Consider the following 13,662-nt stretch of genomic DNA (forward strand, 5'->3'; position numbering starts at 1 on the left):
GGCTGTCTCCTGGCTCAGGGGGTCTCGACGGGCGGGGCGGCGGGCGGGGCGACGCTCTCCGCGTCGACGAAGACGAAGACGCGAGCAGTGACTGTGGTGGCGACGGTGCCCTCGGGCACCTCCTCCACACCGTCCGCGGCCTCCACTGCCGGGACGACAGTCATCCCGACGGCCTCGACCAGGAGAGCCCGCTCGATGTCCGCCTGCAGCTGCTTGAGGAACAGCACGCTGGCGCCGAACTGGGCGGTCGTCGTGATGGTGACCGGGACCGCGGCCAGCACGCTCCCGGGGGGGGCGCCGGGGACGGCGGTCACGCCGCCCACGGGAGCAGCGGCGTCCGCCGGTGCGGACGGTGCCGCGCTCGGCTCTGCGGCTGGGGCGCCGTCCTCGGGCGGTGGAGCGACGGCCACGGCTGCGGCTGGGTCGACGACGGCCGTGGCCACACCGGTGACGATGCTGTCGACGGTGACGCCGGAGTCCGCCCCGGCGGAGGAGACCTCCCGGACGAGCTGGGCCAGTGCCGGCTGGTCCGGCAGCGCCTGACGGATGGCGGCGAGCTCTGCCTCGCGCTGCGGGCGCTCGGCGAAGTCCAGCTCGAGCTGAGCGATGCGTGCCTCGAGCTCGGTGTTCGCGCCCTGGGCTGCCACGGTCTGCATGCGCAGGTCCGCGGCCTCGGCGCGCTGGGGCTCCACGAGCAGGAACCAGGAGCCCGCCGTCAGCGCGACGCAGAGCCCCGCCGTGCCCAGTGACCAGCCGGCCGTCTTCGTCAGCGCCATCTCACTGCTCTCCCCTGCTGTAGCGGTCCGAGTAGGCCGACGGTGCGACCTTGGTCGAGGTGGTGAAGTCGACCCACGGGTCCTCGCCGGACTGGTCGTCGTACGTGGCGTCCGAGACGAGGACGTGGTCGAGGTCGCTCACGCCGTCGAAGGCGTCCATCCAGGTGGCGACGTCGGTGTAGGTGAGGGCCCGGCCGGTCGTGACGACCTCCGCGACCGCGTCCTGCGGCGCCAGCGGGTCGCCGCTGAGGGCACCGGGCACCACGGCCGTGGCGCTCACCGAGCTGAACCAGACGCCCGACGGTGCGGCCTGCCCGATCTGCGACAGGTACGAGTACCACTCGACGTCGGTGGCCATCGCCGTCTCCAGCGCGGTCTCGGCACGCTCGATGCGTGCGAGCAGCAGCGGGATCTCGGCGTACTGCGCGGCTTCCGCCTGCAGGGCGACGGTCTGCGCCTGCTCCACCGCCAGCTCGTCCTGCGCACGTCCGGCGTCGGCGGCGCTGGCGGTGTACCCGCCGCCGATGCCGGCCACGGTCAGGACCAGCGCGAGACCCATCCAGCCCTTGGCGCGGGCGAACCGGCGGCGCTCGTGGATCTCCGGCGGCATGAGGTCGACGCGGGCGACCGGGTGCTCGGACGTCAGCGGGACGACCGTCTCGAGCGTTGCGGCGAGGGTCTGGGTGCTCATCGGGCACCTCCCATGGCGAGGCCGACCGGGACGGCGGCGAGCGGGCGGACGAGGGCGAGCTGGGCGTCGTCGAGCCCGGTGCGGCCGATGCGCATGCCCGACGTCGGGTCGCCCTGGACGACGGGGATGCGGACCCCCTGCGCCAGGCGCTCCCCGAAGCCCTGCAGGGACGAGGCGCCGCCGGACAGGACCACCCGCTCGGGGTGGTTCCCGGAGAAGGTGGAGCGGAAGTAGTCGAGCGAGCCGCGGATCTCGTCGACGAGCGCCTGGGCGGCGGTGTCGATGGTGCGGGCGGCGTTCGGCGGGATCCCCACGATGCCGTGCATCCCGGCGGCCTGCTTGATGCCCTCGGCGTCCTGCAGCGACGTGCCGAGGCGCTCGGCCAGGGCGTCGGTGAGGTCCTGGCCGCCCATGAGGAGGATGCGGACGAAGTGGGGGACGCCCGCGGTGTGGACGACGATGTTCGTCACCCGCGCGCCGATGTCGACGAGCACCTCGGTGGTCGCGGCGTCCACGCCGGTGCTGCCGAGCGAGCGCAGCACGGCGAAGCTTGTGAGGTCGACCGAGACGGGCCGGAGGCCGGCCTTCTCGACGCAGCGGATGTTGCCGAGCACGCTCTCCCGCACGGCGGCGACGAGCAGGCCGCGCAGGGTGCGCCCGCGGGGGCCGTGGACCTCCTCCAGCGGGTGGAAGTCGAGCACGGCCTCGCTCACGGGCATGGGCAGCTGGTCGGCGACCTGGAGGGCGAGGCTCTGGCGCAGCTCGGCGGGGGGCAGCCAGGCGACCTCGACGGTGCGGACCACGACGCGCTGGTTCGCGATGCCGAGGACGACGTCCTTGGAGGAGAACTTCGTCGCGGCCCAGAGCTCGCGGACGGCGGCGGCGACCGCGGGGGCGTCGACGACCTCGCCGTCGCGCACGGAGCCGGCGGGGACCGCGACCTGGCCGAACTTCTCCAGGGTCACGCCCTGGCGGCCGAACGACAGCTCGGCCGCACGGACACCGGAGGTGCCGATGTCGAGGCCGATGGCGGTGCGTGCTGCCACGGCACGTCTCCTTAGTCCTGGGCGGGGCGCCGGGTGCGGCGCCGGGTGGGCGGTGACCCGCTCCCGTGCACCGCATCGGAGCCCGGCCCCGGCCGCTTGAGACGCGACCGTGCGGGGACCGGTCGGGTGGCGCGAGGCTCACCCGTGCGGCTCAGCGCAGACCGCTCGCCCGCAGGTAGGCGTCGACCACGGGGGCGGCGAAGCCGACGGCCAGCCATGCCCCCACGACCATGTACGGCCCGAAGGGGATCTTCGTCTTCCCCGTGCCGCGGCCCAGGGCGACGATCGCGAGGCCGACGACGCCGCCGAGCAGGAACCCGAGGAACAGGCCGAGCACGAGCGCACCCCAGCCGTACCAGCCCAGGACCATGCCCAGCACGCCCGCGAGCTTGACGTCCCCGAAGCCCATCCCGGCCGGGTACACGAGGACGAGCAGCAGGAAGCAGCCGAAGCCGGCACCGGCCCCGAGCGCGGCACGCAGCAGCGCGGGCCAGTCCCCCGACCCTGCCGAGGCGACGGCGAGCAGCACGAAGAGCACGGGATAGCTGGGCAGGACGATGGCGTCGGGCAGCCGGTGCACGTCGACGTCGATGAGCGTGAGCGCGATGCTCACCGCCGCCAGGTACAGCAACGCCGGGACCACCCAGGGCGTCGGACCCTCGAGCAGGACGGCCGCCACGACGCCGGCGAAGGCGAGACCGGTGGCGGTCTCCACGAGCGGGTACCTGCCGCTGATCGGCTCGCCGCAGTCCCGGCAGCGCCCCCGCAGCAGCAGCCACGACAGCACCGGCACGTTGTCGCGCGGCCGGACGGGGGCGCCGCAGCCCGGGCAGGCGCTGGGCGGCCGCACCACCGACAGTCCCCGGGGCACCCGGTGGACGACAACGTTGAGGAACGAGCCGACGAGGAGGCCGAACAACCCGGCGGCCACCACGGCGAACGTGGTCAGCGTCGGGTCGTCCGTCCAGCCGACGCTCAGGGTCCCCACGGCGAGCATCCCAGCACGCCGGCCGGCGTCGGGGGGGTCGGCGCGCCCGCGGCGGCCGGGGCGCGCCGGCTCACGGACCGACTACCTCGCGTGTGTCGCGGACGGTGGAGGCGCCGTCGAGCGGCGGGGCGTTCCACTTCTGGCGGCCGCTGCCATCGCACGTCGCGGAGACGATGCTCGACCAGGCCGTGTAGACCGCGGCGTTGGGCGGCCCCACGGCCATGCAGCGACCGAAGCGATCGACGACCGTGTAGGAGTCGGCGTAGTTGCCCTCGATCTTGCGGTTGACCTGCCATATCTCGTTCGCGGGGATGCTCCCCGTGGAGCAGACCCTCAGCGTCACGTAGCCGAAGTTGGTCGACGGCGCCCTGACGCAGTAGCGGGGGCCCGTCGCCGCGTTGAAGGTCTGGCCGGTGCTGCCCTGGCGCGTGTACAGCTGCTTGGTCGTGCCGTTCCAGACCAGCGTCTGGTTCCAGCCGACGGCGGAGGTCGGGTCCTGCTTGCAGGGGTAGGCGATCATGGAGACCACAGCGACGTCCCAGTTGGACACGTCGAAGCACCGGCCGAACTCGTCGTAGTTGACCCACTGCAGCTGCGTGTCTGCCGCCGTCCCGGTCACGTTCCCGACGGACCCGGATCCGACCGAGGCGTCGGGGCGCCACTTGGTCTGACGGACGGAGCCGTTGCAGGCGGCGGTGCTGGCGTCGAGGTTGGACCCCGACGTGTTGTCCTGGCTGATGACCGGGCAGAAGGACGTGTACGCGGTGCCGTTGAGCCTCGCCCGGAAGCGGCCGTTGTCGTCGTAGCCCCACTTCTGCTCGAAGCCTGCTCCGCAGACCTGCAGCTGCATCTGACGAGGGTCCGTCAGGCCCACGGCCGCTGCGCAGAGCTTGGACCCCGCCCATGCAGGGTCGAGGGTCCTCGACAGGGCGATGGTGAAGTCGCTGCGCCACGTCCACCGCTGGTTGGCGTCCGACGGCGTGCAGGCCGCCGCCGTCAGCCGTGTGCCGACCGTGGGTACGGCCGAACCGGCCTTCCAGCACAGGTCCAACGAGGCGGTGTTGCCGTCGAAGTAGTTGTGGATCAGGCCGCCGGCCACGTTGGTGTTGGTCAGCTGGAAGTCGTAGACGGTCTCCACCGTCCGGTCCCCGGCGTCGACGTCCCTCCGCGGTACGGCTGCGCCGGCGCCCTCGGACTGGAGCAGCGCGTACCGAGGGGTGATGGCCGGGCCGCCCGCGGTCGTGCACGTCATGGCGTTCGCGGTACGCCACGCCTCGTCCTTGCCCGCAGGGTCCGTGGCGTAGTACCGGATGGTCACCCGGTAGGTGAGGGCACCTGGCGTAGTCCCCAGGTCACCGGTCAGCACGCCCCTCTTGGTGTTCTTGATGCACGGCAGGCCTTGTCTGTTGCCGACGACCTTGGTCGAGTCGAGCGGGTCGGTCGCCGAGGCGGCGCGCACCTGGCCGAGCGCGACGTCGAGCCCGGCTTCCGCCGCGTGCACCGTCCGGACGTTCTTTTGGGCGAACTGCGCCGGCCCGACCTGGGACACGATCGAACCGAGGAGGAGCAAGCTGATGGACGTCGCGATGAACATCGTCACGAGGACGAACATCATGGCGGCGCCCTCGTCGCCCTGGCTGGCCTCGGTGGTGGGGCATCGGGGTGTCACGTTCGTCCCACTCCTTGGCTCGTGCAGACCTGGGTGTCGCTGATCCCGTCGGCGTTGGCGTCGACGTTGGTCAGGGTGTTCGCGTCGGTGTTCCTGGCGACGAACGTGGTGTCGAGCTGCTGGACAGGCGTGCGGGGGCGCACCACATCGACCGCCACCACGAGGCGCTGCCGTTCGTAGGTGCTGCCCGCTGCCTGGAACGTCCAGGGGGAGGCTCCACCCCGGGCCTGCACGCCCGTCGAGACCCGCGCCCAGGCGGTGACCCCCGGAGGGCCGCTCTCGTTCCAGCGGCGCCTGTCCACGGTCCCCGTCGAGGGCACGTACCGGTACTGGGTGCAGTAGGGGGCCGTCCCCGCCTTGGTGGTGCGGGTGGCGAACTCCAGGTACCAGCTGCCCCCGACCTGGACCGGCCGGTTGACCGCGGTCGCGTACGGGATCTCCCGGTCCAACCGGTTGTAGAGGCGGGACAGCTCGGTGCTGGCCTCCCCGGTGCTCGTGACCCGTGCCGTGGTCCGCGACATCGAGGCGATGCCCGACGTGAAGATGGCCAGCAGGACCGCGAAGATGACCATCGACACGAGGAGCTCGACCATCGTGAACCCGTGATCGTCCAGGCCGTCACCCGGACGGGTCGGACGAGCGCCGGGCCTCAGCATGTCGTCCCCGGGGCCAGCGAGACGACACCCTCGGCGGACCGGCCCGAAGAGTCGGTGACCCGGTACCGGAAGCTGCTGGCGGGCGGGTTGTTCTGGGTGGTGTTCAGACGTGCGACCACCGGGTTCGCGGTCGACGAGATCGTGACGCTGCTGTAGCCCGCACCCGGCCCGGACACCACAGCCCAGCTGGTGATGCTGCTGCCGCTCACCAGCCTGGACAGGTCCACCGATACCGCGACACCGTTCCCCTTGGGGAAGCACGCCGTGGTGGATCCTGCAGCGGGCGGCGCGTAGAGGCTGAGCGTCAGCGTCGCCGTGGACGTCAGCCCGCTCGGGGTGGTCACCTGGTACACCAGCGAGGTGGTCGACGCACCGGCGCCGACCGGTGCGACGTAGCGGACCTTCCCTCCCACAGCGGTCGCGCTTCCCTGCGACGGCCCGGTGACGATCGATACCTCAGCGTTCGTGAACTCCTGGGGGTCGTTGAACCGCACGTCGAGGTCGGACGTGGTCCCGCGTGTCACGGTGTAGCTGTCGTCCACCGCCTTCGGCGCCGCAGGGATGGTTATCGTGACCTGGGCGGACGAGCGCAGCGTGCCGCGCTGGACCGTGTAGCCCAGGACGTCGCTCGTGGCGCTGGTGCCGGGACGAGCCGTGTAGCGGACCTTGCCGCCGACCACTGTCGCCGTGCCCTGACCAGGAGCGGTGGTGATGGTGACGTCGCCGGCGGAGAACTCCGGGTCGTCGTTCAGGCGGACGTCGATGTCGACGGCGCCGAGCCGCGAGGCTGTCGCCGTGTCCGCGCGGGCGACCGGCGCGGGCGTCGTCGCAGTGACCGTCGCCTGCGCCGACTGGCCGGAGCGGTCTGTGATCCGATAGACGAAGGTCTCCGTCCCGGCGTGGCCGGCCGGGGCGGTGTACGTGAGGACGCCGTTGGCCGCCGTCACCGACGCACCGCTGGCCGGCGGGCTCACCACCGTGACGGCGTCCGCGCCGTGCCAGGCAGGGTTGACAGGCGACAGCACCGTGACGCTCGCACCCGAGCCGCGCACGCCGGTGATGGTCTTGGCGGCCGCCGTCGGCACCGGCGGGCGGGCGACGGTGAGGCTCACCTCGACCTCGTCGGAAAGGATCCCCTTGGTGTCGACGAGCTTGTAGACGAAGCCGTCGGGACCGTAGAAGTCCGGGGCCGGCGTGTAGCTCATGGTGCCGGAGGACTGGGTGCCGGAGAGGGTTCCGTGCTGCGGCTGCTGGACCACGCTGACCGGCTGGGCGGCGAAGCCGTTCTCGCCGGGCAGGTCGTTCCCCAGTACGGAGAAGCTCGCGCTGGTCGTGTTGAACGGCACGGCCACCGGCCCGTCCGGGAACCCCTTGGGGCCCTTGCCGTCGTTCGTCGTGTTGAAGATGAGGTTGCCGTCGGCGTTGACGAGCGTGGTGAGGAGGAACTGGCAGTCGGCGGCCCCGCCGCAGGTGGTAGCGCCGCCCTTATCCCAGACGACCCTCACGAAAATCCGGTAGGTCTCGACCCCCGCCGGCACGGTGTTCGAGCACGGGCCCACGTGCGCGCCGGTGGCCGGGTTCTGCGCCTGGGTGCAGGTTCCGATGTAGGTCTGGAGGACGTAGCGCTGTCCGTCGACTCTCTGCGAGACCTCGAGGGGGACGGCGGGTGTGCCGACGGGGGCGGGATCCCACGCCGGGGTGGTGGTCGCCAGCTCGGGGGGGCGTGACGCCCACTGCGCCTGGACCATGGCCTGGCTCCGGCCGGCCAGCAGCTTGGAGGTCCCGGGGGTGGTCTCGCTGGGCTTGACGGAGCGGACCAGCTCCATCTGCTGGTCGGCCAGCTGGGTGGCGACCGTGGTGCGGGCGATCTGTGTTGAGGTGGCCTGGCTCCGTACGAGCAGGCCTGCGACCCCGGTGAGGACGATGCCCATGAGGACGACGGCGACGACGGTCTCGATGAGGGTGAAGCCAGCGTCATGACCGGCGTGCCGGGTGCTGGGTCTCATGGTCGCTCCAGGCGTCGTGGCGGGCGGGGCGTCGTACGGGCGCGGAAGGGGGCCCGGGCGGGCGGTGGTGCGGCTGGGCCTGCTGCTACGGACAGGGCGGTGGCGGCCGGGACCGTGTCCCGACCGCCACCGCCACCGCCACCGTGACGGGTCAGCAGGCGGCGTTGACGATCCCGCCGGCGTCGCTGTCGAACCAGACGGTGAGGGCGTCGGACGGAGCGCCCGCATCACGGGTCACAGCGATGCAGTAGGAGTCGGCGGTCGTCGTGACCGAGGCCCGGTTGGCGGTGGACAGGTTCACCACGGTGGCCGCCGCAGGCGCAACGCCGGGGATGGTCAGCGTGTCGGCGTCCGCGAGCGCGATGGTCGCGGGGTAGCGCTGGTTCTCGACGAAGTAGGTCTCGATCTCGGTCGCGACGGAGCGGGCGTCGGACGTCATGGAGGAGACGACAGCGCGCTCCCGCTGGTTGAGGAAGACCGGGATGGCGATCGCGGCGAGGATGCCGATGATGATCATGACGACGAGGAGCTCGATCAGGGTGAAGCCCTGGTCCTTCTCGTCCATGGACTTGCGGATGCGAGCGAGCATTGGGGGTTGTCCCTTCGGAAGACCGGTGTGTGAGCGCTGGACCGGACCCTCGCGACGGCGGGCGCCGTCGTGCCGAGGCAGCTGGGCTGACCCGGAGGTCCCCTGGCTTTGCGACCCCACCTCTCGGCGGGAGTGCCCTTTCTGGCCGTGCTCGTTGACACCCAGGGCATCGGGTCCCTGGTCGCCGTCCTTGAGCCGGCGCGAGGTCTCGCTCACCCGTCTGGCCTAGTGCTGCGACGCACCGAGGCGACCACGCCGGAGAGCCCCGTGCGCCGGGGCGGCACGGGGCTCTCGGAGGACGTCGTCGACTACTCGATGAGCTCGAACACCCCGAAGATCGGCATGTAGAGCGCGACGATCATGCCGCCGACGATGGCGCCCAGGAACGCGATCATGAGCGGCTCGATGAGGCTGGTGAGCGCCTCTGTGGTCGCCTCGACCTCCTGGTCGTAGAACTCGCTGATCTTGTACAGCATCGTGTCCATGGCGCCGGTGTCCTCGCCGACGGCGAGCATCTGCACGACCATCGACGGGAACACCGGGTGGTTGCCAAGGGGGCCGGCGAGGCTCTCGCCCTGGCGCACGCTGTTCTGCACGTCGCGGACGGCCTTGGTGAGCACCATGTTGCCCGTGGTGTCGGCGACGATGTCGAGCGCCTGCAGGATGGGCACGCCGGACTTGATCATCGTGCCGAGATTCCGCGCGAAGCGGGAGATGGCGATCTTCTGCACCAGGCCGCCGAAGATGGGCATCTTGAGCATGAGCGGGTCGACGACGGTCCGCACGCGTTCTTGGTGCTTGACGCGTCCCCACACCGTGACCCCGGCGGCGATGCCGACGGCGAGAGGGATCGCCGTCACCTTCAGCGCCCCTGAGAGCCAGACCAGCACCTTGGTGGGCGCCGGTAGCTCACCGCCCATGTCGGCGAACATGGTGACGAAGATCGGCACGATGAACAGGAGCATGCCGACCACGGCGAGGATGGCGATGACGAACACGACGACCGGGTATGTCATCGCGGACTTGATCTTGCCGCGGAGCTTGACCTCGGCCTCGTAGTTCTCGGCGACCTGCAGCAGGACCGCGTCGAGGAAGCCGCCGACCTCGCCGGCCCGGCACATGTTGATCATCAACGGCGGGAAGACCTTGGGGTGCTTCGCCAGGGACGCCGACAGCGACGTGCCCGTCTCGACGTCGGAGCGGACCTCGCCCAGGGTCTTGGCCAGGGTCTTGTTGGCGGTCTGCTCGGCGAGGATCGACAGCGCCCGCAGCAGCGACAGCCCGGAGTTGATCATCGTCGCGAACTGCCGCGACATGATGGCCAGGTCCTTGAGCTTGACCCCGCCGCCCCAGGGCAGCGTGATCTCCTTGTTCATCCCGGCGCCGGTCTCCCGGACGCTGACCGGGGCGTAGCCCATCGCCTTGAGCTTGGTGACGAGCACGGTCTCGTTGGGGGCGTCGAGCTTGCCGGAGGCGAGCTTCCCGCTGCGGTCCCGGACGCTGTACTCGTAGGTCTTGGTGGCGGCCATCGTGGCTCTCCCTCTGTCCGTCCGGCTCAGCCGCGCCCGGTCAGGCGCTGGTAGTCCTCGGCGTGGTGGCACTTCTCGAGGCCGTGCTCCCACGTGATCTGGTTCGTCCGGACCAGCTCGGCCAGGTGCTGGTCGAGGGTGTGCATGCCGTGCTGCGCGCCGGCCTGCATGGCGGAGTAGATCTGGTGGGTCTTGCCCTCGCGGATGAGGTTCCGGATACCCGGCGTCGCGATCATGATCTCGGTCGCGACGACGCGTCCCCGGCCGTCGGCCCGCTTGCACAGCGTCTGGCAGACCACGCCCTGGATCGCCCCGGCCAGTTGCGTGCGCACCTGCTGCTGCTGGTGCGGCGGGAACACGTCGATGACGCGGTCGATGGTCTGCGCTGCGTCGGCCGTGTGCAGCGTGCCGAACACGAGGTGGCCGGTCTCGGCGGCGGTGAGGGCGACGTGGATGGTCTCCAGGTCGCGCATCTCGCCGACGAGGATGATGTCCGGGTCCTGGCGCAGCACGTGCTTGAGGGCGTTGCCGAAGGACTTGGTGTCCTCCCCCACCTCGCGCTGGTTGACGATGCAGCTCTTGTGGTGGTGGAGGAACTCGATGGGGTCCTCGACGGTCATGATGTGGTCGCACCGGGTGCGGTTGGCGTGGTCGACGACCGAGGCGAGCGTCGTCGACTTGCCCGAGCCGGTGGGCCCGGTGACGAGGACCATGCCGCGGGGCAGGCCCGCGAAGTTGTTGACGACCGGCGGGACGCCGAGCTCCTCCAGCGGCTTGATCTCGAACGGGATGACCCGGAACGCGGCGCCGAGGGACTCCCTCTGGCGGTAGATGTTCACGCGGAAGCGGGACCGGCCCGGCACGGAGTAGGCGAAGTCGAGCTCCAGCGCCTGCTCGAACGTCTCGCGCTGGCGCTGGGTGAGGATCGAGTACAGGACCCGCTGGGTCTCCAGCGCGGTGAGGACGGGCATGTCGTCCAGCTGCCGCAGCTCGCCGTTGACGCGCATCGCGGGCGAGGCGCCCGTGGTCACGTGCAGGTCCGAGCCGCCGGCGTCCAGCAGCCGGCACAGCACGTCGTTGAGGTCGAGCTCCTGCGGCACGGGCACCGCCGCCTCGGGCTGGACCTCGGCCGGCGCGGGGTCCGCCCAGCCGGCCTGGTCGTCGCCGTAGGCCTGCTCGTACCCGCCGGACCAGCCGGCCGCGTCGTCGTGGGCGTGCTGCCCGGGCACCGGGTAGGCGTCGCCGGCGTGCGGGGCCTGCTCGTACGGCTGCTCGTAGGTGGGCTCGTACGCCGGCTGGTAGGCGGGCTGCTGGACGGCCGCCGGGGCCAGCGTCGGCAGGGCGGTCGCAGGCTCCGACCAGGCCGCGGCGGTGGCGCTGGACGGGGACAGCGTGGGCGTCCACGCCTGCGCGGCGGGCGGGGGCACGGCGGCGCCGGCGGGACCGCCGACCGGCTGGTAGGCCTCCGGCGGCGGTACCCGGCCGGGGACCTGGCCGTCGTCGAAGGCGAAGCTGTGCGGCTGGTAGCCCTGCTCGCTCACGTGTCATCCCTGCTGTCGTCGCTGCCGGTGGGTCGCTCGCAGGACCGTGCGGCTGCCCGGGTCCCCCTCGGGGTGTCGGCCCGCGGGCGGGGTCCCTTGAGGCGGGACCTCACGCGACCACCCGCAGGATCTCGTCGATGGTCGTCCGGCCGGCCCGGACCTTGGCCATGCCGTCCTGGCGCAGCGTGGTCATCCCCTGCTCGCGCGCGACGGCGGCGATCTCGGTGGACGAGGCCCGCGTGACGGTGAGGCGCTCGATCTCCTCGCTCACCGTCATCACCTCGTGCAGCGCGAGCCGGCCCTTGTAGCCGGTCTTGGAGCAGGCCGGGCAGCCGACCGGGCGCATGAGCGTCGGGACCGGCTCGTCCCGGAGCAGGCCGAAGCCGACGGCGTCCAGGTCGGCGCGCTCCGGCGTGTACTCCTCGGCGCACTTGCTGCACAGCTTCCGGGCCAGCCGCTGGGCCAGCACCGCGTCCAGCGCGGAGCCGACGAGGAACGGCTCGACGTCCATCTCGGTCAGGCGCGTGATGGCGCTCGGCGCGTCGTTGGTGTGCAGGGTGGACAGCACGAGGTGGCCGGTGAGCGCGGCCTCGACGGCGATCTGCGCGGTCTCGTGGTCGCGGATCTCGCCGAGCAGCACCACGTCGGGGTCGGAGCGGAGGATCGAGCGCAGCGCCGCGGCGAACGTGAGGCCCGCCTTGGGGTTGACCTGCACCTGGTTGATGCCGGGCAGCCGGTACTCGACGGGGTCCTCGACGGTGATGACGTTGATCTCCGGCTTGGAGACCACGTTGAGCGTGGCGTACAGCGTCGTCGACTTGCCGGAGCCCGTCGGCCCGGTGACGAGGATCATCCCGTAGGGCTTGACGTAGCTCTTCTCGAAGCGGACGAGGTTGCCGTCGCTGAAGCCGAGGTCCTGCAGCGCCAGCCGGGTGTTGGAGTTGTCGAGGATGCGCATGACGATCTTCTCGCCCCACACCGTCGGCAGGGTCGCCACCCGCAGGTCGATGGTGCGGCCGTTGGTGGTGATCGTGAGCCGGCCGTCCTGCGGCTTCCGCCGCTCGGCGATGTCGATGTCGCTCATGATCTTCAGGCGGCTCGTCACGCCCGAGGCGATGGCCTTCGGCGAGCGCATGATCTCGTGGAGCACGCCGTCGATCCGGTAGCGGATGCGCAGGCAGTCCTCGGCCGGCTCGACGTGGATGTCGCTGGCCCGGTCCTGGATGGCCTGGGTGATGAGCATGTTGACGTACTTGACGATCGGCGCGTCCTCGACGATCTCGCGGACCTTGGTGAGCTCGTCCTCGAGCTCGTCCGTGCTCATCGCGCTGGTGATGTCGTCCATGTCGGCGTCGGCGCGGCAGTACCGCTCGATCGCGGCGAGCAGGTCGTCGCGGGTGGCGACGATGGGCCGCGCCTCGCGGCCGGTGATCTGGCGGACGTCGTCCAGGGCGAACACGTTGCCGGGGTCGGCCATGGCCAGCAGCAGCCGGCCCTGCTCGTCGTAGCCGATCGGCAGGACGGTGTGCCGGCGCGAGATGGCTGGGTTGAGGACCGCGACCGCGGCGGCGTCGACCGGGTGCTCGGACAGGTCGACGAAGTCCAGGCCGATCTGGCTGGCGAGCGCGGCGACGAGCTGGGCCTCGGTGATGTGGCCCATCTCGACGAGGACGCGGCCCAGGGGCCGGCCGACCCGTTCGTGCTCCAGCCACGCCTCGTCCAGCTGGGCCGGCTCGACAAGGTGCTCCTCGAGCAGGATGTCGGTGAGCTGCTTCACGCGCTCACCCGCGTCCCGCCGGGCGCGCGGCGGCCGAGGGGGGTCATGCCCTCGCATCGGCCCCCGGTGCCGGGCGCTTGACGCTCAGGGGGTGATCTCGGCGCGCACCCGCGCCAGCGCCACCCGCATGGCCGACAGGGGGGCCTCGCGCCCGGTCATGAGCCGGACCTGGACCGCCGCCTGGTGCAGCAGCATGAGGCTGCCGGGGGCGACGGCGCCGCCCGCGGCCGACCACCGGGCGGCCAGCGCGCTGGGCCAGGGCTCGTAGGCCACGTCGAGCAGGGTGCCGGTGACGGCGGCGGGCATCGCCTCGGCGACGGCGGTCGTGGTCCCCGCGGGGGTGGTGGCGACGACGACGTCCGCGGCCGCGAGGGCGGCGGCGAGCCCGGGCGTC

The 13,662-nt window shown here is 71.7% G+C and carries 11 protein-coding genes, 1 pseudogene and 1 riboswitch; all 12 genes and pseudogenes read right to left on the reverse strand.

The window, feature by feature from the left end; all coding sequences use genetic code 11:
• Positions 1-14: 14 nt before the first annotated feature.
• Positions 15-776 carry a hypothetical protein gene (locus WCS02_RS05110; protein ID WP_340290648.1) on the reverse strand — a complete coding sequence of 254 codons (762 nt, stop codon included), beginning with the start codon at positions 774-776 and terminating at the stop codon, positions 15-17.
• A gap of 1 nt (position 777) precedes the next feature.
• A complete protein-coding gene (locus tag WCS02_RS05115; protein ID WP_340290651.1) occupies positions 778-1,467 on the reverse strand; it encodes a PilN domain-containing protein in 690 nt (229 codons plus the stop codon).
• Positions 1,464-2,513, reverse strand: a complete 1,050-nt coding sequence (gene pilM / locus WCS02_RS05120) for a type IV pilus assembly protein PilM (RefSeq protein ID WP_340290654.1) — start codon at positions 2,511-2,513, stop codon at positions 1,464-1,466. Before pilM ends, WCS02_RS05115 begins: the two co-directional genes overlap by 4 nt.
• Before the next feature lie 151 nt (positions 2,514-2,664).
• A complete protein-coding gene (locus WCS02_RS05125; protein ID WP_376984032.1) occupies positions 2,665-3,510 on the reverse strand; it encodes a prepilin peptidase in 846 nt (281 codons plus the stop codon).
• A gap of 61 nt (positions 3,511-3,571) precedes the next feature.
• Positions 3,572-5,170: an RICIN domain-containing protein gene (locus WCS02_RS05130; protein WP_340290660.1), complete on the reverse strand. Its 1,599-nt coding sequence runs from the start codon at positions 5,168-5,170 to the stop codon at positions 3,572-3,574.
• Positions 5,167-5,826 (reverse strand): PulJ/GspJ family protein, encoded by a 660-nt coding sequence (locus WCS02_RS05135; RefSeq protein WP_376984030.1) that lies wholly within the window; start codon positions 5,824-5,826, stop codon positions 5,167-5,169. Before WCS02_RS05135 ends, WCS02_RS05130 begins: the two co-directional genes overlap by 4 nt.
• The gene (locus WCS02_RS05140) at positions 5,820-7,832 is read right to left on the reverse strand and encodes an Ig-like domain-containing protein (protein ID WP_340290666.1); all 2,013 of its coding nucleotides are present in this window, start codon (positions 7,830-7,832) and stop codon (positions 5,820-5,822) included. Before WCS02_RS05140 ends, WCS02_RS05135 begins: the two co-directional genes overlap by 7 nt.
• 151 nt (positions 7,833-7,983) lie before the next feature.
• Positions 7,984-8,421, reverse strand: coding sequence for a type II secretion system protein (locus WCS02_RS05145; RefSeq protein WP_340290669.1), 438 nt, complete (start codon positions 8,419-8,421; stop codon positions 7,984-7,986).
• A 73-nt stretch (positions 8,422-8,494) separates the two neighbouring features.
• Positions 8,495-8,568, reverse strand: a riboswitch (cyclic di-GMP riboswitch).
• A 161-nt stretch (positions 8,569-8,729) separates the two neighbouring features.
• The gene (locus tag WCS02_RS05150) at positions 8,730-9,950 is read right to left on the reverse strand and encodes a type II secretion system F family protein (RefSeq protein ID WP_340290672.1); all 1,221 of its coding nucleotides are present in this window, start codon (positions 9,948-9,950) and stop codon (positions 8,730-8,732) included.
• Positions 9,951-9,976: 26 nt separating this feature from the next.
• Entirely contained in the window at positions 9,977-11,491 is a 1,515-nt protein-coding gene (locus WCS02_RS05155; RefSeq protein ID WP_340290675.1) for a type IV pilus twitching motility protein PilT, read from the reverse strand.
• A 109-nt stretch (positions 11,492-11,600) separates the two neighbouring features.
• The gene (locus tag WCS02_RS05160) at positions 11,601-13,268 is read right to left on the reverse strand and encodes a GspE/PulE family protein (protein WP_340290678.1); all 1,668 of its coding nucleotides are present in this window, start codon (positions 13,266-13,268) and stop codon (positions 11,601-11,603) included.
• Positions 13,269-13,352: 84 nt separating this feature from the next.
• Positions 13,353-13,662 (reverse strand): annotated as a pseudogene (locus WCS02_RS05165) (shikimate dehydrogenase); the annotation flags it as partial.

Source organism: Aquipuribacter hungaricus, assembly GCF_037860755.1.
In the GTDB taxonomy this organism is placed as follows: Bacteria; Actinomycetota; Actinomycetes; order Actinomycetales; family JBBAYJ01; genus Aquipuribacter; species Aquipuribacter hungaricus.